This is a genomic window from Candidatus Allofournierella excrementavium (genome assembly GCF_048526665.1).
In the GTDB taxonomy this organism is placed as follows: domain Bacteria; phylum Bacillota; class Clostridia; order Oscillospirales; family Ruminococcaceae; genus Allofournierella_A; species Allofournierella_A excrementavium.
Genome location: NZ_DBGFPE010000012.1, coordinates 1 through 20,545, shown reverse-complemented (window position 1 = coordinate 20,545; position 20,545 = coordinate 1). Strand labels below are relative to the sequence as shown.

At 61.5% G+C, this 20,545-nt stretch carries 16 protein-coding genes; 11 read left to right on the top strand and 5 right to left on the bottom strand.

From position 1 onward, the window contains the following. Nucleotides 1-103 precede the first annotated feature (103 nt). The 5 genes from buk (at nt 104) to ACMI1Q_RS03475 (ending at nt 5,762) form a co-directional block, all read left to right on the top strand. Nucleotides 104-1,165, top strand: a complete 1,062-nt coding sequence (gene buk, locus ACMI1Q_RS03495; protein ID WP_419502823.1) for a butyrate kinase — start codon at nt 104-106, stop codon at nt 1,163-1,165. Continuing rightward, nucleotides 1,162-2,061 (top strand): phosphate acyltransferase, encoded by a 900-nt coding sequence (locus tag ACMI1Q_RS03490; RefSeq protein WP_419068016.1) that lies wholly within the window; start codon nt 1,162-1,164, stop codon nt 2,059-2,061. Before buk ends, ACMI1Q_RS03490 begins: the two co-directional genes overlap by 4 nt. Before the next feature lie 96 nt (nt 2,062-2,157). Beyond that, the gene (locus ACMI1Q_RS03485) at nt 2,158-3,342 is read left to right on the top strand and encodes an acyltransferase family protein (RefSeq protein ID WP_417026146.1); all 1,185 of its coding nucleotides are present in this window, start codon (nt 2,158-2,160) and stop codon (nt 3,340-3,342) included. 114 nt (nt 3,343-3,456) lie between these two features. Continuing rightward, a complete protein-coding gene (locus tag ACMI1Q_RS03480) occupies nt 3,457-4,272 on the top strand; it encodes an MBL fold metallo-hydrolase (RefSeq protein WP_419502822.1) in 816 nt (271 codons plus the stop codon). A gap of 20 nt (nt 4,273-4,292) precedes the next feature. Then, the gene (locus ACMI1Q_RS03475) at nt 4,293-5,762 is read left to right on the top strand and encodes a UbiD family decarboxylase (protein WP_419502821.1); all 1,470 of its coding nucleotides are present in this window, start codon (nt 4,293-4,295) and stop codon (nt 5,760-5,762) included. Between the two features lie 117 nt (nt 5,763-5,879). On the opposite strand, the gene ACMI1Q_RS03470 is transcribed toward ACMI1Q_RS03475, so the two are convergent. Next, the gene (locus ACMI1Q_RS03470) at nt 5,880-7,088 is read right to left on the bottom strand and encodes an IS110 family transposase (protein WP_419502820.1); all 1,209 of its coding nucleotides are present in this window, start codon (nt 7,086-7,088) and stop codon (nt 5,880-5,882) included. A 289-nt stretch (nt 7,089-7,377) separates the two neighbouring features. Between ACMI1Q_RS03470 and ACMI1Q_RS03465 the strand changes: the two genes are divergently transcribed. From ACMI1Q_RS03465 to ACMI1Q_RS03445, 5 genes are read left to right on the top strand one after another with little or no spacing between them, the layout of a single operon-like run. After that, nucleotides 7,378-8,289: a carbohydrate ABC transporter permease gene (locus ACMI1Q_RS03465; protein WP_419502819.1), complete on the top strand. Its 912-nt coding sequence runs from the start codon at nt 7,378-7,380 to the stop codon at nt 8,287-8,289. Nucleotides 8,290-8,299: 10 nt separating this feature from the next. Further along, a complete protein-coding gene (locus ACMI1Q_RS03460) occupies nt 8,300-9,133 on the top strand; it encodes a carbohydrate ABC transporter permease (protein WP_418718688.1) in 834 nt (277 codons plus the stop codon). A 55-nt stretch (nt 9,134-9,188) separates the two neighbouring features. Continuing rightward, nucleotides 9,189-11,516, top strand: coding sequence for a glycoside hydrolase family 65 protein (locus tag ACMI1Q_RS03455; protein WP_419502818.1), 2,328 nt, complete (start codon nt 9,189-9,191; stop codon nt 11,514-11,516). Continuing rightward, entirely contained in the window at nt 11,513-12,154 is a 642-nt protein-coding gene (gene pgmB / locus ACMI1Q_RS03450) for a beta-phosphoglucomutase (RefSeq protein ID WP_419502817.1), read from the top strand. Before ACMI1Q_RS03455 ends, pgmB begins: the two co-directional genes overlap by 4 nt. A gap of 15 nt (nt 12,155-12,169) precedes the next feature. After that, entirely contained in the window at nt 12,170-13,867 is a 1,698-nt protein-coding gene (locus ACMI1Q_RS03445; RefSeq protein WP_419502816.1) for a glycoside hydrolase family 13 protein, read from the top strand. A gap of 401 nt (nt 13,868-14,268) precedes the next feature. On the opposite strand, the gene ACMI1Q_RS03440 is transcribed toward ACMI1Q_RS03445, so the two are convergent. From ACMI1Q_RS03440 to ACMI1Q_RS03425, 4 genes are all read right to left on the bottom strand, one after another. Further along, a complete protein-coding gene (locus ACMI1Q_RS03440) occupies nt 14,269-16,014 on the bottom strand; it encodes a glycoside hydrolase family 13 protein (RefSeq protein ID WP_419502815.1) in 1,746 nt (581 codons plus the stop codon). Nucleotides 16,015-16,025: 11 nt separating this feature from the next. Then, nucleotides 16,026-16,880 carry a sugar ABC transporter permease gene (locus tag ACMI1Q_RS03435; protein ID WP_204658013.1) on the bottom strand — a complete coding sequence of 285 codons (855 nt, stop codon included), beginning with the start codon at nt 16,878-16,880 and terminating at the stop codon, nt 16,026-16,028. Between the two features lie 3 nt (nt 16,881-16,883). After that, the gene (locus ACMI1Q_RS03430; protein WP_394961755.1) at nt 16,884-17,756 is read right to left on the bottom strand and encodes a carbohydrate ABC transporter permease; all 873 of its coding nucleotides are present in this window, start codon (nt 17,754-17,756) and stop codon (nt 16,884-16,886) included. A 74-nt stretch (nt 17,757-17,830) separates the two neighbouring features. Beyond that, the gene (locus ACMI1Q_RS03425; RefSeq protein ID WP_419502814.1) at nt 17,831-19,093 is read right to left on the bottom strand and encodes an extracellular solute-binding protein; all 1,263 of its coding nucleotides are present in this window, start codon (nt 19,091-19,093) and stop codon (nt 17,831-17,833) included. 201 nt (nt 19,094-19,294) lie between these two features. Here ACMI1Q_RS03425 and ACMI1Q_RS03420 point away from each other — a divergent pair, with 201 nt between their 5' ends. Continuing rightward, nucleotides 19,295-20,314 (top strand): LacI family DNA-binding transcriptional regulator, encoded by a 1,020-nt coding sequence (locus ACMI1Q_RS03420; RefSeq protein WP_419502813.1) that lies wholly within the window; start codon nt 19,295-19,297, stop codon nt 20,312-20,314. The last annotated feature ends 231 nt before the right edge of the window (nt 20,315-20,545 follow it).

Sequence of the window (20,545 nt, the reverse complement as noted above, 5' to 3'; positions counted from 1 at the left end):
TTCCTTATTTTTGAAAAAAACTGTTGAATTTTGCGGGTCGAGTGCTATAATAAGTTCGGATAGTGAAACATGAGTTTCGCAAAATGAAACAGGAGGGGACACCGTGAAGAAGCTCGGGGTCATCAATCTTGGTTCCACGTCCACCAAGGTTGCCTATTTTGAGGACGACGTGTGCGTTTTTTCCGATTCCATTTCCCACCCGGCGGAGGAGATCAAACAGTTCGCCACCAACTGGGACCAGTACGATTACCGCAAAAAGCGCATCGTGGAATTTTTTGAAAGCAAAGGCGTGGACATCGCAAAACTGGACGCCTTCGTCAGCCGGGGCGGCCACACCGAACCCATCCACGGCGGCGTGTGGCGCATCAACCGGAAGATGCTGGAGGAATCCCGCAGCATGAAGTACGGCAATCACGTGTCCGACCTGGGCATGCGCATCGCCTACGACCTGGCGAAGGATGAGCACAGCGCCTACATCGTGGACAGCCCCTGCACCGACGAGTTCGAGCCGCTGGCCCGCTACTCCGGCCTGCCGGAGATGCCCCGCCAGAGCCGGTTCCATGTGCTGAACCACAAGGCCTGCGGCCGGGCCTTCTGCAAGGACCACGGCCTGGACTACGGCAAGGTCAGCCTGGTGGTGGCCCATCTGGGCGGCGGCACCTCGGTGGCGGCCCACAAGAACGGCAAGCTCATCGATGGCGACAACGGCCTGGAGGGCGACGGCGCCTTCTCCACCAACCGCACCGGCGCGCTGCCGGTGGGCGCTCTGGTGGACGCCTGCTACTCCGGCGAGTACACCCGCGAGCAGATGCACCGCAAGCTCAACGGCCTGGGCGGCATGATGGCCTATGTGAACGACAACGACGTGCTCTCGGTCTACAACAAGGGCCTTGCGGGCGATAAAAAGTGCACGGAAGTCATCGACGCCATGGTGTATCAGACCGCCAAGTCCATCGGCGCCATGGCCACCGTGCTGGACGGCAAGGTGGACGCGGTGCTGCTCACCGGCGGCATCGTGCACAACGATTACATCGTGGACCAGCTGAAAAAGCGGGTGGGCTTCATCGCGCCCGTGTATGTGTATCCCGGCGAGCGGGAGATGCTCTCGCTGGGCCAGCAGACCTATTACGCGCTGATCGGCAAAGAGGAGGTTTTTGAACTGTGAAGATCACTTCGTTTGAACAGATGGAAGCCTTTGTGAAGGGCCACGCCAGCCGCAAGAAGATCGCCGTGGCCTGCGCCCACGACGACGTCACCCTGGAAGCGGTGCTGATGGCCGTGGACAAGGGCGTGGCCGACGCGGTGCTCATCGGCAAGCAGGATGAGATCGAGGCGCTGCTGCGGCAGTTCGGCAAGGACCCCGCCGCCTTCGAGATCATCGACGAGGCCGACGAGCGGGCCGCCATCGACAAGGCGGTGGCCATGGTGCGCGAGGGCACGGCGGACATCCCCATGAAGGGCCTGATGCACACCGCCACCTTCATGCGGGGCATCCTGGACAAGCAGACCGGCCTTCTGGAGCCGGGCGAGCTGCTGAGCCAGGCCTCGGTGTTCGAGGTGGAGGAGACCGGCAAGATGCTCATCATCAGCGACTGCGCCGTGAACATCGAGCCCAATGTGGACCAGAAGTGCAAGATCGTGGAGAACGCCGTGAAGGTGGCCGGGTCCCTGGGCATCGAAGAGCCCAGGATCGCCATGCTCTCGGCGCTGGAAGTGGTGAACCCGAAAATTCAGGGCACGGTGGACGCCGCCGAGGTGACCGCCCGCCTGAAGGATAAATACCAGATCGACGGTCCCTTTGCGCTGGACAACGCCGTCAGCGTGGAGGCCGCAAAGCACAAGGGCATCGACAGCCCCATCGCCGGCAGGGCGGACATCCTCATCGTGCCGGACATGTGGAGCGGCAACATCTTCACCAAGGGCCTTGTGTTCTTCGCCCATATGAAGAGCGCCGGCACCCTGAACGGCCTGCGCAGCCCGGTGGTGATGACCAGCCGCACCGACACCATCGAAAACAAGTACTACTCCATTCTCACTTCGGTGCTGGGCACCATCCAATGATTTGGCGGACCTGGACGGCAATTTCTTTCCGTACAGCAAAACATATAAAAAGGTAATTGAGGTGTAATCATGCAAACCGCAACGAAAAAAAGGAATGTGGCCATTGAACTGTGGCGTTTTCTGATCGCCTTTGCCATCGTGGGCTTCCACACCGGCTGGATCATCGCCATGAGCTGCGACGGCAGCCTGGGCTACTGGATGGAGAGCAGCAACTGGTTCTTCGGTTCCAGCGAAGTGCTGCTGATCTTCACCGTCACCGCGGGCTACTTCATGGTGGCTCACTTCAACAAGCGCAAGTCTGACGGCGTCTATATGGCCCGCAGCGCTTCCTCCCGCGCCTGGGACTACACCTGGGCCCGCATCAAGTCTCTGCTGCCCGTGCTCATCCTGGGCTACGCCCTGGGCGTCATCATCAGCACCGGCTTCTTCTATCAGGACTACACCGTGCAGCAGGTGCTGGCCATGGTGGTGAACAGCGTCTGGGAGTTCCTGGGCTTCCACGCCGCGGGCTTCCGCTCCACCGGCAACCAGTTCTTTAACCTGAACGGCACCCTGTGGTTCATCTCCGCCATGATCATCGTGGGCTACTTCATGTACTGGGCCCTGTGCAAGAACGAGGACGTGTTCTGCGGCTTCGTCGCCCCCCTGACCTTCGTCTTCCTGGGCGGCTGGTGGTGCTTCAGCGGCACCCGCGCTGCCCAGACCGCCTGGTCCACCCTGGGCCTGCAGACTGCCTCCACCAACGGCATGGGCGGCAGCGCCGGCGACACCACCGCCATGCTGGGCTTCAACAACGGCCTGCTCTACGTCATGCTTGGCATGATGGGCGGCTGCATGGTATACTACCTGGTAAAGAAGGCCTCCGAAGTCACCTTCTCCGGCGCTGCCAAGGCCGCGCTGACCCTGCTGAACATCGTGTGCAGCGTGCTGCTGCTGTGGTACACCGTCTATCAGCCCACCTACTTCATGCTGGACCGCTGGACCGTTGCCCTGCTGTGCATCGTGGTCATCACCCTGTCCCTGCTGAACAAGGACGGCCTCACCGCCGCGCTGAACAACAACGTCACCAGCAAGCTGTTTGCCTACCTGGGCGGCATCTCCCTCTATGTTTACATGCTGCACTACCCGGTGGCCATCCTGGTGCTGCGCGTCATGGGCAAGAACACCGAGGCGACCACCTACTCCTTCTGGAGCGTGTTCGTGCCCACCGTGGTCATCACCATGGTGCTGAGCGTCATCACCAAGTTCGCGATGGAAAAGACCATCCTGAAAAAGAAATAAGTCTCTCTTCTTCCTCCATAACAAAGAAGATTGCCGTGCATGGACAAAAATCGGGAAGCAGCACGTTCTGCTTCCCGATTTCCGGTTGTCCGGCACAAAGAAAGGCGGATGCTTGTGGAACCTTTCAGAATATGGCAGCTCTCGCCCCGGGTGGTGCGCATCGGCGGGCTGATGCATGAGTTCGTCTATCTGATAAAGGGCGACGAGCGGGCCGCCCTTATCGACAGCGGCTGCGGGTTCGGCAGCCTGCGCCAAGCAGTGCGCTCGCTTACCGGCCTGCCCCTTGTGGTGCTGCTCACCCATGGCCATATCGACCACGCCATGGGCGCGGGGGAGTTCGACGAGGTGTGGATGGACCGGCGGGACATCCCCGTGTTCCATGCCCACGCCCCGGCGGAGTACCGCCGCGCCATCCTGCGGGGCGCGCAGCCGCGCCTGGAGGAGCTGCCGCCCATGGTGCCCGCCGCGGACCCGGCGCGCTTTCTGCCCCTTTCGGACGGGGCGTGCTTCGATCTGGGCGGCGTGCATCTGGATGTGTTCGGGTGCCCGGGCCACACCCCCGGCACTGTGGTGGTGCTTCTGCGGGAGCTGCGCACCCTCGTCGTGGGGGACGCCTGCAGCAACTTCACCTTTCTGGCGGGGGAGGAGTGCCTGCCCATCCCCGTTTACCGGCAGAACCTCCTGCGGCTGAAAGAGCGGCTGGCGGGCCGGTTCGACGTCGTGCTGGAAGCCCACGGCAGCGGCAGCCTTCCGGCGGATATTATGGACGGTGTGCTGGAGGTGTGCGGCGATGTGATGGCAGGCCGCACCGACGACGTACCCTGCTCCTTCGGGGGCGTGGACGGCGTGCTGGCAAAGGTACGCCGCCCCCGCAGCCAGCTGCGGGCGGACGGCAGACCCGGCAATATTTTTTACAAAAAACAACTGTGACGAAAGGAACGGTACAGGATATGAACAACAAGGGGACCGACCTGCGCAGCGCCCTGGCGCTGCTTGAAACCATGCCCGGCCAGCTCATCGAGACCGACGTGGAAGTGGACCCCATGGCCGAACTGGCCGGCGTGTACCGCCACGTGGGCGCGGGCGGAACGGTGATGCGCCCCACCAAAGAGGGCCCCGCCATGATTTTTAACAATGTGAAGGGCCACCCCGGCGCGAAGGTGGCCATCGGCCTGCTGGCCAGCCGCAAGCGGGTGGCCGCCCTGCTGGACTGCGACGCCCGCGAACTGGGCAAAATAATGTACCAAAGTGTGGCGAACCCCGTGCCCCCGGTGATGGAAGAGGGCCCCGCCCCCTGCCAGGAAGTGGTGCACAAGGCCGCCGACCCGGACTTTGACCTGTTCAAGCTGGTGCCCGCCCCCACCAACACCCCCGACGACGCGGGCCCCTACATCACCCTGGGCATGTGCTACGCCACCCACCCAGACACCGGTCTCAGCGATGTGACCATCCACCGGCTGTGCATCCAGGGTAAGGACGAGCTTTCCATCTTCTTCACCCCCGGCGCGCGCCACATCGGCGCCATGGCCGAGCGGGCGGAGCAGCTGGGCCAGCGTCTGCCCATCTCCATCAGCATCGGCGTGGACCCCGCCATCGAGATCGGCTCCTGCTTCGAGGCCCCCACCACCCCCATGGGCTACGACGAGCTGGCGGTGGCCGGCGCGCTGCGGGGCGAGCCGGTGAAGCTGTGCAACTGCCTCACCGTCAACGAAAAGGCCATTGCCAACGCCGAATACGTCATCGAGGGCGAGGTGGTGCCCGGCGTGCGGGTGCAGGAGGACCAGAACAGCCATTCCGGTTTTGCCATGCCCGAGTTCCCCGGCTATACCGGCCCCGCCTCCAGCGACTGCTGGCTCATCAAGGTCACCGCAGTGACCACCCGCAAGGACCCCATCATGCAGACCTGCATCGGCCCCAGCGAGGAGCATGTCTCCATGGCGGGCATCCCCACCGAGGCCTCCATCTGGGGCATGGTGGACAAGGCCATGCCCGGCCGGCTGCAGAACGTTTACTGCGCCTCCGCCGGCGGCGGCAAGTATATGGCGGTGCTCCAGTTTAAGAAGCTGACCCCCAGCGACGAGGGCCGCCAGCGGCAGGCCGCGCTGCTTGCCTTCTCCGCCTTCAGCGAGCTCAAACACATCTTCCTGGTGGACGAGGACGTGGATTGCTTTGACATGAACGACGTGCTCTGGGCCATGAACACCCGCTTCCAGGGCGACGCGGACATCATCACCATCCCCGGCGTGCGCTGCCATCCCCTGGACCCCTCCAACGACCCCAGCTGCTCGAAGTCCATCCGGGACCACGGCATCGCCTGCAAGACCATCTTCGACTGCACGGTGCCCTACGACCAGAAGGCCCGGTTCGTCCGCGCCCGCTTCATGGACGTGGACCCCGCCCACTGGGTAAAGACCTGCTAATAAAAGTCAAGTAGAAATTTCAGATTTTTAGAGAAGCAAAAAAGGCAACACAAAATCAAGCCGCTGAGCATCTCAAAATCGAAACGGCGGCTAACCAGATGGTATAACGCTGGGAAATCAGTCGTGTTCCAGAGAATCCAAGTAGGCTTTCACAGAAGCATAGTAGATGCGCAGGAACTTGTTGGCGGAGGCCATCATGTAGACACGGTAGGGCTTGCCCTCAGAGCGTTTCTTGTTCATGAACTGGTAGACCGGCTCATCCATTGGAGCGCATTGCAGGAGAACGCCCATCACCAGAAAAAGCGTTCTGCGCAGCGAGGCAGATCCCCGCTTGGAAATGCTGCGGCTACGAACATCCATTTGGCCAGATTGGTAAGGTGGGGCGTCAATGCCTGCAAAGGCCACCAGCGCTTTTTTGGAATGAAAACGGCGCACATCGCCAATTTCAGCCATGAGTTGGGGGCCGAGCGCGGGGCCAACACCAAACATCTCCATCACCACGGGATACTCCGGCAGAGAAGCCGCCAGAGACTGCATCTCCTGCTTAAGAGCAGCTAACGCGGCGGAAGTTGCCCGGAGTTGGGAAATGGCCTGTTCTACCAAAAGTTTTGTGGTATCCGTTTTGGGCATGACCCCGAAGTGTCCACAGGCGGAAGCGTAAATGTCCAGCGCCTTATCTTCGCTGAAATTGTAGCCGTGCTTTTTGCACCATTTCTGGTACTTGGCGGTAAAGGCTTTCTCAGACAGGCCGCAGACGCACTCGCAATGCCAAAAAGCAGCTACAAAGTCCACCCATTTCTCGCTGCCATCGGCGCGGGGCGGGCTGGTAAACAGGCGGTTTGCGTCCGGGAAAGCGGTGTCCAGGAGGGAAACCAGGTTGTTCTTCAGCATGGTCCGCACTTTGGAATACTGCTGGTACTGCCGGTAGCAAGACTTCAGCATGAGCCGGGTATCTTCCTCCGGGACATATCTCGGCAGCGTGAGCCAGTGGTCAAGGCCGTAGTTGGCCAGCTTCACGGCATCCTTCTTGTCAGTCTTGGCCCGTCTTAAACTGTTGTTCCCATAGTCATGCACCAGCATTGCATTGACTACGGAGACATAAAGCCCCGCGCCGTGGAGCAGCCAGGCCACCGGCGCGTGGTAATTGCCTGTGGACTCCATCACCACACGGGTCTCACCGTCCAGACTTTTGAGCAGCCTTGCCAGCTTACTCAGTTCGCTGTCGGTGTGAAGTACCTCAAAGGGTGAGACTACCACCTCTCCGAAGGGCCGCATGACGGCGATCATGCTTTTTCCTTTGGAAATATCGATGCCAACGCAGTTCATCCACATTCCTCCAATACAACGAATCTGCAACCGGAATCCATCTTTTCTCGCTGCCGATTCAATCTATTGGGTGACACGAACTCTCCGACATCCGGTGGCTCAACCTGCTCAAATCGAACGCTGCAACAAGAGGATGGCTAACAGTCTTTCACACGGACATAGAAGCCCAAGGAGTGAGTGGTCAGCCAGTTGCTCCTCTCATTGTAGCTTAGGCACGAGATGGAGGAAAAGCCGGACTGGCTGCCCGGCTTTCCTGTCCAAATTTATTGTAATAGGAGGGACCCGCACTTTGAGACCCGGACGGAAAAAGCCGGCGCGCGCACGAGCCAGCCGGCTGCAGCGGGCCAACTACAAGTGGATCTACCTGTTTTTGCTGCCCACTGTCATTATCTTTGCCATGTTTTATGTGGTGCCCATCGTTGAGGTGTTCGTCACCTCCTTCACCCAGTGGGACGGCTTCAACGCCCCCCGCTTCAACGGCATACGCAACTACATCAACCTCTTCAACAGCCACTCCTTCCTCACCAGCCTGAAAAACCTGTTCTGGTGGTGCGTCATCGCCATGACGCTGCATGTGGGCTTCGGCACGCTGGTGGCCTTCGTGCTGTTCCACCGCCCCCGCGGCTGGAAGGTGACCCGCGCGGTGTTCATGATCCCCAATGTGATCAGCGCCGCCGCCTGGGCCATGATCTACCGCTTCATCTTCAACGACGACATCGGCGTCCTGAACAGTCTCATCCGGCTGGTGAACCCGGACTTCAGCGTGGACTGGTTCTATGTTTCGCCCTGGGCCTTCTGGTCGGTCACCTTCACCTGGCTGTTCTACGCCGTCATCGTGACGCTGATCGTGCTGGGCGACCTGCTCAACATTCCCCAGGAGCTCACCGAGGCCGCCCGCATCGACGGGGCCACCGGCTGGCAGCTCATCCGCTACGTCCATCTGCCCCTGTGCCGCACGGCCATCGGCACCAGCATCATCTGCTCGCTGACCTCCCGCATCGCCATGTACGAACAGATCGCCCTCACCACCGCCGGCGGCCCCGATTACGAGACGGTGAGCCTGCCGATCCTGCTGGTCAACGCCATCACCGACTACCGCTACGGCTACGCCAACGCGGTGGGTGTGCTGATGTTCCTGTTCGGCCTGGTGATCCTGTGGCTGGTGAACCGTCTCTTCCGCATGGACGAGACCGACTATTGAGGTGACGCACATGAGCACTGTGAAAAAAGCCGCCTGCCAGGCGTTTATGTATCTTGTGGAACTGGTGGTCATCCTGCTGTCGGTCTTTCCCATTCTGTGGGTGGTGATGTCCGCCTTCAAGACCAACGGAGAGATCCTCACCTCGCCCCTGGCGCTGCCCACTTCCTTCTCGCTGGACGTTTTTGTCCACCTCTTTGAGACCTACAACTTCCCGGTCTACTTCCTCAACTCGCTGCTGGCGGCGGGGGTGTCCACCCTGGTGTCGCTGCTGTTCTACGCCATGGGCGCCTATGTCATCGCCAAATTCGAGTTCCCGGGCCGCAAGCTGCTGTTCATCCTGTTCACCATCACCCTGCTGGTGCCGGGGCACAGCAAATCCCAGCCCATCTTCTCTCTGGTCAGCGACCTGGGCCTGTTCGACAGCATATGGGGCGTGACGCTGGTGTATCTCTCCGCCGGCATGGCCATGTCCATCTTTGTGCTGAAGGCCGGCTTCATGGCCATCCCCAAAAGCCTGGACGAGGCCGCCATCATCGACGGCGCCGGCTTCATGCGCACCTTCTGGTCCATCAACCTGCCTCTGGCAAAAAGCGCGCTGGCCACCGCCGGCATCCTGATGTTCCTGGGCAACTGGAACGAATATTACTTCGCCTCGCTGCTGACCCATTCCGATTCCCAGCGCACGCTGCCCATCGCCCTTTCCTTCTTCACCAGCGAATTCTCCTATAACTACACCAATCTCTTTGCCGCCCTCACCATCGTCATCCTGCCGGGCATCCTGCTGTATGTGTTCGCCCAGGAGCAGGTGCAGGCCAGCGTGGCGGCCACCGGCATCAAGGGGTGAACGCCCCGTGCCGAAACGACCGCATGAGCCCTCTGACCGAGAGGAGGTACAACCAATGAAATACGACGCGCAGCCCCTGGGCTGGGTGGTGGCGGAGGACGCCTTCAACGCCGGCCACATTGCCAAATGCGAGTCCATCTTTGCCCAGGGCAACGGCTATATGAACCTGCGAAACGCGCTGGAGGAAAACTATGTGGGCCAGCGCCGGGGCGCCTTCATCACCGGCACCTTCAACAAGGCCCTGCCGGATGAGGTGACCGAACTGCCCAACCTGCCCGACGTGACCGAGCTGCGGCTGACGGTGAACGGAGAGCGGTTCTCCATGGAGACCGGAACGACGGAAAACTACTGCCGCAAGCTGGACCTGCGCACCGGCGAGACCGAGCGCACCCTTGTGTGGACCAGCCCGGCGGGGGCGCGTCTGGCGCTGCGCCTGCGGCGGTTCGTCTCGCTGGCCCGGGAGCATCTGGCCGCTTTCTGCGCCGAGATCACCGCCCTGGACGGCCCGGCGGACCTTGTGCTGGAAAGCGGCATCGACAGCCGGGTGACCAACACCGGTTCCCAGCACTGCACCGAGGGTGAAAAACGCCTGGTGGACGGCTCCATTCTGCAGCTGGCCTGCCGCACCTGCCAGTCGAATATCCCGGTGACCGTACACTGCACCCACCGTTTTTCCGCGTCGCCGGCCCACAGCCTGCCGGTGATGGAGCGCCGGCGCTTCGTGCAGCGCTTTGCCTTCCGTCTGGAGGCCGGCGCCACCCTGCGCATGGACAAGCTGGCCTGTTACTGCACCGGCCGGGACCTTACCTTTGCCGCCTTTGGCCGGATGAACGGGGTGGAGGACGAGCAGCTGGTCCTTGCCGAAGGGCTGAGCGTCCTGCGGCAGGCCCGGGCCCGCTGTTACGAGGAGCTGCTGGAGGAGTCCGCCGCCCGCTGGACGGACTATTGGAGCAAAAACGACGTCCGGGTGGACAGTCCCGACCCGATGGACCAGCTGGGCCTGCGCTTCGCGCTGTACCACCTGAACATCATGGTCAAGCGGGACGATCCCCGGGTGGGCATCGGCGCCAAGGGCATGACCGGCGAAGGCTACAAAGGGCACTCCTTCTGGGACACCGAGATGTTCCTTCTGCCCCACTACCTGCTCACCGACCCGCCCGCGGCCCGCACCCTGCTGGAATACCGCTGGCGCAGCCTGCCCGGAGCCTTCAAAAAAGCCCGGGAGAACGACTGGCAGGGCGCCATGTTCCCCTGGGAGAGCGCATGGCTCACCGACGGAGAGGTCACCCCTCTGTTCGGCGCAGCGGACGTGGTCACCGGCCAGAGCATCCCCATCCTCACCGGCATGCTGGAGCACCACATCACCGCCGACGTGGCCTGGGCCGTCTGGCTGTATTACCTTGCCACCGGCGACGACGATTTCATGGAAAAATTCGGCTGTGACCTGCTGGTCAATACGGCCTGCTTCTGGGCCAGCCGGCTGGAGTGGAAGCGGGATGCCGGCCGCTTTGAGATCTGCAACGTGATCGGGCCGGACGAATACAAGGAGCATGTGGACAACAACGCCTTCACCAACTATCTGGCCGCCGAAAACCTGCGGGTGGCCAGCCTGGTGATCGGCCGGATGCGCCGGGACTGGCCCGCCGCCTGGGCCGCTCTCAGCGCCCGGCATGATCTGACAGCTTTGGCCGCCGATTTTGACGGGAAGCGGCAGAAGATGTATCTGCCCGCCCCCCGCCCCGAAGACGGGCTCGTGCCCCAGAACGACCAGTATCTGCAGCTGGAACAGGTGGACCTTTCCCGCTACAAGGCCCAGGCCGGGGTGTCCTCCATCTACGAGGACTACAGCCCCGCCCAGATGAACAAGCTGATGGTCTCCAAGCAGGCCGACCTTGTGATGCTGCTGCGGGTGATGCCCGACCTGTTCGACCCCGAGACCCGCCGCAAAAACTTTTTGTTCTACGAATCCCGCACCCTGCACGACTCCTCCCTGAGCCATGGCCAGCACTGCGTTCTGGCCGCCTGGATGGGGTTGGACGAGATGGCGCTGGACCTTTACCGGCACGCCGCCGCCATCGATCTGGGGCCGAACCCCTCCTCCTCCGACGAGGGCATCCACAGCGCCTCCATGGGCAATGTCTGGCAGTGCGCGGTGTGCGGGTTTGCTGGCCTGCGCTGGGCGGGCGAGCAGCTGGTGCTGGAAAATCACCTGCCGGCAAGCTGGAAGAGCCTGGAATTCAGTCTGGAGTGGCGCGGCGCCCGTCTGGCGGTGCGGCTGAGCCACGAAGAGGGCATTCAGGTGAGGCGGCTGGGCGGCAGCGCCATTACCATTCTGGCGGACGGCGTGCCGGTCACCCCGGCCCCCGCAGAGGAGGACGCATGAAATACCAAGGCATTATTTTTGACCTGGACGGTGTGCTCTGTTCCACCGACCGCTTTCACTTCCAGGCCTGGCAGCAGACCGCCCGCGAGGCAAAGGCCCCCTTCGACGAGGCCGTCAACCAACGCCTGCGGGGGGTCAGCCGCATGGAGAGCCTGGAGATCATCCTGGAGGCCAGCCCCCTCACCTTCACCCCCGAGGAAAAGGAGCGGATGGCCGAGGAGAAAAACGAGCGCTACCGCCGGCTGCTCCGGCAGATGACCCCCGCCGATATGCCCAACGGGGTGCGCGAAGCTCTCGAGAGCCTGCGAGCCGCCGGGCTGAAGCTGGCGGTGGGGTCCTCCAGCAAAAACGCCCGGTTCATCCTGGAGCGGCTGGAGGCCGGGCAATACTTCGACGCCGTCTGCGACGGCACCCAGATCGCCCGGTCCAAGCCGCACCCGGAGGTGTTTTTAAAAGCCGCGGAGATGCTGGGCCTGCCCCCGGCGGTCTGCCTGGTGGTGGAGGACGCCCCCGCCGGGCTGCAAGCCGCCCGGGCCGCCGGCATGGACTGCGCCGGCGTGGGCGGGGCCGACTGGCCCTTTGCCCCCGCTTACCGGCTGGAGGACGTGACCACCCTGCCCGCGGTCCTGCGGGGCTGAAAGGGGGGCGGCGGTTTGAAACTGGAACAGCCTGCCCGCGCCTGGTGGAAGGAGGCGGCCGTCTATCAGATCTATCCCCGCAGCTTCTGCGATTCAAACGGCGACGGGGTAGGGGACCTGCCGGGGATCCTGCAAAAGCTGGACTATCTTCAGCAGCTGGGGGTGGACGTTCTCTGGCTCAACCCGGTCTACCGCTCCCCCGGGGTGGACAACGGCTATGACATCAGCGACTACCGGGCCATCGACCCGGTTTTCGGCACCATGGAGGATTTTGACCGTCTGCTGGAAGAAGTACACCGCCGGGGGATGCGTCTGGTGATGGACCTGGTGGTGAACCACACTTCCGACCGGCACCCCTGGTTCATCGAGAGCCGTCAAAGCCGCCAGAGTCCCCGGCGGGACTGGTACATCTGGCGGGACGGCGTGAATGGCGGTCCGCCAAACAACTGGGGGGCCAATTTCGGCGGTTCCGCCTGGACGCAGGACGAGGCTACCGGCCAGTATTACCTGCATCTCTTCGCGCCCCAGCAGCCGGACCTGAACTGGGAAAACCCGGCGGTGCGGGACGCGGTCTTCGAGATGATGGACTTCTGGTTTCAAAAGGGCATCGACGGGTTCCGGATGGACGTGATCAGCCTTATCTCCAAGGGTGGCTTTGCCGACGGGCCTCTGCGGCCGGACGGCCTTTACGGGGACCCGTCGCCCCAGTGTGCCAACGGGCCCCGGGTGCATGAATACCTGCGGGAGATGAACCGGCGGGTGCTGAGCCGCTACGACTGCCTGACCGTGGGCGAAAACGCCGGGAACACCCCGGAACTGGCCTGCCGATACGCCGGGTTTGAGACCGAAGAGCTGAAGATGGCCTTCCAGTTCGACCTGATGGACGTGGACGGGGGCGAGCGGGACAAGTGGAGCGCCCGCCGCTGCTGGAAGCTGGCGGACATCAAAGATGTCATGACCCGCTGGCAGACGGAGCTGGAAGGCAAGGCCTGGAACGCCCTTTTTTGGGAAAACCACGACCAGCCCCGCAGCGTCTCCCGGTTCGGGGACGCCGGCAGCGAGGAAAACCGCGTCCGTTCCGCCAAGATGCTGGCCACCTGCCTGTTTTTGATGCAGGGCACACCCTACATCTACCAGGGGGAAGAGCTGGGTCTGGTGAACCGTCGCTTCACCTGCCTGGAAGAGATCGACGATGTGCAGACCCGGGGCAACTGCGCCGACCGGCTGGCCCACGGCGCCCGCCTTGCGGACGTGATGGAAACGGTGAACTACATCAGCCGGGAGCACGCCCGCGCCCCCATGCCCTGGAGCGCCGCGCCCCAGGGCGGGTTCACCACAGGCGCCCCCTGGATCCCGCTGCACCCGGACTACCCCTTTCTGAACGCCGAGGCCCAGCAGGCCGATCCGGACTCCGTTTACCACTATTACCGCAAGCTGCTGGCCCTGCGCAAGAGCAGCATGGCCCTGCTCTACGGCCATTACGCCCTGCAGCTGCCAAACAGCCAGCAGGTCTACGCCTACACCCGCACCCTGAACGGGGAACAGGCCCTGGTGCTCTGCAATTTCAGCGGCGAAACCGCCCCCTGCCCGCTGCTGCGCGGGCGCACGGAACACCCGCCGGCACTGGCCAACTACGCCGGCGGCCCGGCGGAGGAGGCCCTGCGCCCCTGGGAGTGCGCGGTCTATCTGCATCAAACCGGGCAATCACTGTAAAAACACGAAAGCAGCACCGGCCCTCCCGCGGTCGGTGCTGCTTTATTTTGTGCTACACCATTTGCAAGTGGTCTTCTCGATACGGATACGATTATTTATTATCCCCTAACCCCCAAACTGCTTGTATCCGCATCGGCCAAAGGAACATTTGCTGGAGTTATGACTTGTAAAGATCAATGTCTCATCGACATCGACTCCCATTCCGAAGAAGCCTTTATAACCAATATAAATGCATTGCAGCTAACTCAGTGCCATATCTTCAATGCCATCCGCTGATACAGAAGCGGCAACGACACAGATTGCCGTGCAGGGGCAAAGCGCACATTCTCAAAGCATTTGCCCTGAATAAGGACAGGAAAAACCGCATGGCGGCATCCAAGATGCTATCATGCGGTTTTGTGTCAGTTGCTCAGAACGGCGGGCCGCCGGGCCTGCCGGCACACCCGAAAGCCCCAGGGCCCCAGGGCCTCATGAGAAGCATTCTGTTCCCACAGCCGTTCTGCCTCCTTCGCCTCTGGCAGCGGGCAGGGCGTGTCGCCGGCATTCAGCCAGACGGTAAGGCAAAGCCCCTCCCGCTCCAGCGCATAACCGAACAGGCGGCTTTGAGGCGCCGCCGCGAGAACGGTGAACCGTTCGGTACCGTTCAGGTATTTTGCCCTCAGACCTGCTACCTGCCGGTAAAAATCAAACCAGCTGCCCTCCGCGTTTTCCCAGTCCATGGGGCGGCGGTATTCCGGCTCGGTGACGCCGGTCAGACCGGCCTCATCGCCGTAAAAGACACAGGGCGCGCCGGGGAAGAGCATCTGAAACACCACCGCCAGCCGCATCCGTCGCTCATCGCCTCCACAAAGGGACAGAAAGCGGCAGACATCATGACTGTCCAGCAGGTTCAGCTGGGCGCGCAAATAGGGTTCCGGGTAGCGCAGCACCATATTGGTCACCCGGGCGGCAAAGCCAGCCGCGTCGATGCGGCCCAGGGCAAAGAAGTCCCGGCAATGGCGGCGGAAATCGTAGTTCATCACCGAGTCCAGCAGATCGTACCGCAGCCAGTCCCGGGCGTTCTCCCACACCTCCCCGATAAGCACACAATCGGGGTCAGCGGCCTTCACCGCCCGGCGAAAGACCCGCCAGAACTCCTTGGATATCTCATTGGCCACATCCAGCCGCCAGCCGTCTACCCTGAATTCTTCCACCCAGTAGCGGCCCACCTCTGCAAAATAGGCCTGCACCTGAGGATTGGCGGTGTTCAGCTTGGGCATTTCCGGCACATAGGCAAAGCAGGCGTAATTGGGGTGGCCCTGCTCGTCCAGCCCGGGACCCGTTGGAGGAACGAAATCATACCAGTGAAAATAGGGCGACGACGCTCCACGCTTCAACACGTCCTGAAAGGCAAAAAAGCCGGTGCCGCTATGGTTGAACACCCCGTCCAGCACCACCCGCATCCCCATTTTGTGGGCCTTTTGAACGAGAGCACGCAGGTCATCGTCGGTGCCGAAGCAGGGGTCCACATGGTAATAGTCGATGGTGTCGTATTTGTGGTAGCTCTTTGCGGTGAAGATCGGATTCAGATACAGGCCGTTACACCCCAGCCGGGCAATGTGCTCCAGATTTTCCGTCACGCCCCGCAGTGTGCCGCCCAGCCGCCCTCCACTCTTCGCCGGGCCGGCCAACGCCTCGGAGCCGTCTGCGAAGCTGTCCGGGAAGACGTTGTAAAAACAGGCGGTGTTCATCCACTTGGGTGGCCGGGCGATCTCGGTGCGCAGGATGGCCGGGTACTGAAAGTATTCGCTGCGCCCGTCTACCCAGTTTCCCTCCATCTGCAGGTCGGCCAGTTCCCGGGTGAAGATGTCGCCGTAATAATAGGTCCATTCCTCCTGACCCTGCAGGCGGAAATAGTAACAAAGGCGGGTATGACGGATGGGAAAGACCGCTTGGAAAAAGTCGAATCGCTCATCCCGGGCAATGCGCTCCATGGGCAGGCCCTCAAAGCGGATGGGGGTGCTCTCACAGGCCCGGTCTGCCACATACAGTTCGCAGCTGACCAGATCCCTGCGCCCAGCCCGCAGCCGCACGCAGAAGGTCTCCTCGTCCAGGGGATAGGCATACTCTGAACAGGGGATATGAAGAATCGCTGCCTTATCTATCACAAAGCCGTCACCTATCCCTTCACGCCGCCGGCGGTGAGGCCGGAGACCATGTATTTCTGTATCTTAAAGAACACCGCCAGAATGGGCAGCGACACCAGAACCGCCGCTGCCGAGAAGAGAGGCCAGCTGCGGCTGTAGTCGTTGGATTGCAGTTGATACAGCCCGCCCGCCAGGGAGTAGCTGGTGCTGTCCAGCAAAAAGGTGGTGGCGAAAAGATACTCATTCCACACGGTGATGAGCACCATCACACAGGTGACCACGATGGCCGGTTTGGCCAAAGGGAGCACAATGCGCAGGATCATCTGCCGGTCACTGGCGCCGTCGATGCGGGAGGCCTCCTCGATCTCCACCGGGATGGTGTCGAAATATCCCTTCATGTTCCACAAGGCGAACACGCACATGGAGCCCGCGTAGATCAGGATGAGTCCTCCGTGGGTGTTCAGCAGGCCGATGGTCTTAAGCACCCGGAAGAGGGCGAACATCGACAAGATCTGCGGGAAGGCATTGAGCACCAGCAGCAGCTTCAGTGTAAACCGCCGGCCGGCAAACCGCCAGCGGGAAAAGGCGTAGGCCGCCGGCACCGCGCAGAGCATAGAAAAGAATACGGTGCCCACGCTCAAAATCACCGAGTTGCGGAACCACAAAAGGAACGGCTCGTCAAACAAAATCGCCCGATAGTTTTCCAAAGTGGGCTGGGTGGGCCAGAAGGAAAAGCGCGAAGAGAGTGCCGCGCCGCTGCCGCTGAAAGAAAGGGTGAGCGCATAGAGCACCGGCACCAGTGCTACCAGGCAAAGCAGCAGGAACGCCCCGTTCAGCACCGTCAGCCTCAGGATGCCCAGCGTCCGCTTTTTTCTGTTTTTATCCATAGGTCATTCCTCCCGCAGGCTTCGGTTGGTGGCCAGTGAAAACAGGATGATGAGCACAAACAACAGCATACTCACCGCGCTGGACAGGCCGTAGTTGTTGGAAACGAAGGCGTTCTGGTAGGCATAGGTGATGACGGTGTTCAAATTGGCTCCGGTCATGTACCCCTTTTGCTGGGTGAGAAGATACACAATGTCAAACTGCTTGAAGGTGATGAAGGTGGTCATCACCGCAGCGGGGGCGATAATGGCCCGGATGCCGGGCACGGTGATAAAGCGCACTTTCTGGAAAAAGCCCGCACCGTCCAGTGTGGCGCTCTCGTACAGGCTGGCGTCCACACTCTGCAATGCGCCGTCAATGGTGGCGATCATGAAGGGCAGCGCCATCCAGAGATTGAGCGCAAGGCAGGCCAGAAAGGCAGTGACCGTGTTGTCCAGGATGCTGTACTTCGGCAGCCCCAGCGCCGTGAGCCACTGGTTGAGCAGGCCAAACTCGGTGTTGAATATGCCCACCCGCCACAGCAGGATGGACACATAGGCCGGCATGGCCCAGGGCAGCATCAGCAGTGTTTTATACAGCCGGCGCAGGCGCAGACCCTTGGCGTTCAGCCCCAGGGCGATCCAAAACCCGCAGAACAGCTGCAGGGCCATATTCACCACCGTCCAGAGCAATGTGGTAAACAGCGCCCCCAGAAAACCGGAATCGAACTTGAACAGAGCCCGCACATAATTGGACAAACCGATCACCCGGAAATCCGCCCAGTGATACAGGTTCATGTTGGTCAGCGAGATATAGGCGGTGTACCCGATGGGGAACACCACCACGATCAGGATGAGAAGAAGTGCCGGAGCACTGTACAGCCACGGCTTTTTGCGCATAACGCCACCACCTTTTTACCCCACAAGCGGGGACGGCAAACCTGCCGTCCCCGCGCGGGTTTCGGATTCTGATTTTACTGCATGTCGGCAATGGCCTGCAGCGCGGCCTGCTGGGCCGTCTCGGCGGCAGTGGCCACATCTTCGCCGCTCTTGTTCACCGCCACCAGGAAGCTCTCCGCCGGGCCCCACAGCACGCCCATCTCGGGGATGTTGGGCATAGGCTGGGCGGTCTCTGCCGTCTTCTGGATAGCCACGATCAGCTCGTCCGCCGCCACTTCCGGGTCCTCATAGGCCTTGCTGTTGGCCGGGGCGCAGCCGGAGGACTTGGCCAGCGCCACCCCCACCTCGGGGGAGGCCAGCGCCGCCAGTACCTTGCCGATGGCCTCGGGGTGCGCCTCGGCGCCGGTCTTCAGCACACCGACTCCCTGCACACCGGCGTAGGGCGCCAGCGGGTTGCCGTTGGGCAACGTCATGTCGGACAGGGAGGCCACGCCAAAATCGATGCCCGCGTCCCGGATGCCGGAGACCAGCCACGGCCCGCCGATGATTGCGGCTGATTTGCCTTCATTGAACAGGGTGGTCACAGTGTTATAGTCGCCGTCCGCCTGCAGCGCCGCGAACTTTTTGTTGTATTCCACCCCTTCGATGGTCTTGGGATCGTTGAGCCCCGGCTGGCCTTCCTCGTTCAGGATGTAGCCGCCAAACCCGTTGATGAAGGGGGATACGTTGTAGGCGGTGGAGTGCTGGTTGACCACAGCATAGGTACCTGCCGCTGTGTCGGTGTTGGCCTGCATATAAGCATACAGATCTTCGGTGGTGGTGGGGATATCCCCCTGCCACAATGCCTTGTTGTACAAAAAGACCAGCGTCTCAAAATACACGGGCAAGAAGTATTGCTCGCCGCCGATCTGTCCGGCTTCCACCGTCATCGGCAGGGCGTCCGCCAGCACATCCGCGCCCGCTACCTCCGACAGGGGAGCCAGAATGTCCATGGCCACAAAGGTGCCCAGGGAGTCATGGGCGTAGAAATACATGTCCGGGCCGTTTGCCGCGTCACTTCCGTACAGCTTCAGCTGGTCGGAAAGGCCTGTCTTTTTCTCAAACGTCACTGTGATGTTGTCGCCGGAAAGCTGCGAGTTCACAGTGTCGGCAATGGTCTGCATGATGGCCTCGTCGCCGTCGTGCCAGATCTTGATGGTGACCGGCTCCGTGGCCGTCTCACTGCCGGGCGCCGCCGCGCTGCCGCTTTGGGGCGCGCTGGAGGGCGTCTGGCCACAACCGGCCAGCATCCCCAGCGCCAGAGCCGCGCTCAACAAAAGGGAAATTGCCTTTTTCATGGTGCTTCCTCCTTTTTAATGCGAAAACGCTTACCTGATTTTTCCTCCTGTTCGGGATAAACTCCGGATTTATGCCCTGATTTCTTCTTAAATCTTAGCAGTATTGTCCAGAAATTTCAAATTTTAACAGGCAATTCTCTTGCATTTTTTAGGTAACCGTTATACTATAGATTTACCAAACACAGGAAAGGGGAGTACCCGATGCCCATCACCATCAAGGACGTGGCCGCCCGGGCAGGCGTTTCGGTGGCCACCGTCTCCAAAATCCTCAACCATCACCCCGGCATCTCGGAGGAGACCACCCGCCGGGTAGAGCAGGTGATGCGGGAGCTGGAGTATGCCCCCAACAGCCGGGCAGCCAGCTTGGCACGGCGGGCCACCCGGAACATCATCTACCTGACCAGCCTGCCCGCCGACATCGCCTATACAAACCCCCACATGTTCGACATTCTCTGCGGGGTGCAGAGCGCCCTGAGCGAAAAGGGCTATACTCTGACCATCATGGACACCTGTCGCGAAGAGGTGCCCGGCAGCACCGCCGAGCAGATCATCCTGCAAAAGCTGGCAGACGGCATGATCGTCCACGGGGCCGCCATCGACAAAAACATCTCCGCCCTGCTGGTGCGCCGCAAATTTCCCCACATCCTCATCGGTCACCCGGGGAATGGCTCCCGGCTGTGCTGGGTGGACACCAACCAGATTTTGGGCGGGCAGATCGCGGCAGAGCATCTTCTGGAGCGGGGCTATCGGAACATCGGTTTCCTGGCGGAGGGCACCACCGATGAGATCGCTTATCTGCGGTTGCGGGGATTTCGCATCGCCATGCAGGAGGCCGGTGTGCCGGTGCGGGAGGACTGGATCCTCCACACCACCGCAGACCTGGAAGGCAGCTACCACGCCGCCTTCGGGCTGCTCAGCATGCAGCAACGCCCCGACGCGGTGATCTGCGGCAGCAATCTGCTGGCCTTCGGGCTGTACCAGGTGGCCGCGAAGCAGGGGCTGAATATCCCGGAGGAGATGGCGCTCATCACCTTCGACCGTTACCCTTATTCCACCGTGCTGGACCCGCTGCCCACTTTCGTGCAGATCGACGTGCACGACCTGGGGCGCACCGCGGGGGCCATGATGCTGCGGGTGCTCAAGCGCCCGGAACTGCTGGTACAGACCTACGCCACCCTGCCCCGGCTGGTATGCAACGCCACTACGCCCTACCGGCCGTGACCCTCCTATTGACACATGCAGCAATCCCAACTCGTTTGGCTCGCCGAAAGCTGTACCCCCGGGCAATCCACTTATAAAAAACAACCAAAAAGGCCGGCCAGGCATGAATTGCCCTGCACTTGTCAAGCAAAAGTAGACACAGAAAAGCAATTTAGAGGAAGCCCCGTTCAGACCTGTACTGAACGGGGCTTTTATAGCCCAAAGCGGCGGCAGGTCGATCATGATTGAAGA

Excerpts from the sequence above, each read along its gene's own strand:
- ACMI1Q_RS03475 (WP_419502821.1), top strand. The coding sequence starts at position 4,293 with ATGAACAACAAGGGGACCGACCTGCGCAGCGCCCTGGCGCTGCTTGAA.
- ACMI1Q_RS03470 (WP_419502820.1), bottom strand. The coding sequence starts at position 7,088 with ATGAACTGCGTTGGCATCGATATTTCCAAAGGAAAAAGCATGATCGCC.
- ACMI1Q_RS03460 (WP_418718688.1), top strand. The coding sequence starts at position 8,300 with ATGAGCACTGTGAAAAAAGCCGCCTGCCAGGCGTTTATGTATCTTGTG.
- ACMI1Q_RS03455 (WP_419502818.1), top strand. The coding sequence starts at position 9,189 with ATGAAATACGACGCGCAGCCCCTGGGCTGGGTGGTGGCGGAGGACGCC.
- pgmB (WP_419502817.1), top strand. The coding sequence starts at position 11,513 with ATGAAATACCAAGGCATTATTTTTGACCTGGACGGTGTGCTCTGTTCC.
- ACMI1Q_RS03435 (WP_204658013.1), bottom strand. The coding sequence starts at position 16,880 with ATGGATAAAAACAGAAAAAAGCGGACGCTGGGCATCCTGAGGCTGACG.
- ACMI1Q_RS03430 (WP_394961755.1), bottom strand. The coding sequence starts at position 17,756 with ATGCGCAAAAAGCCGTGGCTGTACAGTGCTCCGGCACTTCTTCTCATC.
- ACMI1Q_RS03425 (WP_419502814.1), bottom strand. The coding sequence starts at position 19,093 with ATGAAAAAGGCAATTTCCCTTTTGTTGAGCGCGGCTCTGGCGCTGGGG.
- ACMI1Q_RS03420 (WP_419502813.1), top strand. The coding sequence starts at position 19,295 with ATGCCCATCACCATCAAGGACGTGGCCGCCCGGGCAGGCGTTTCGGTG.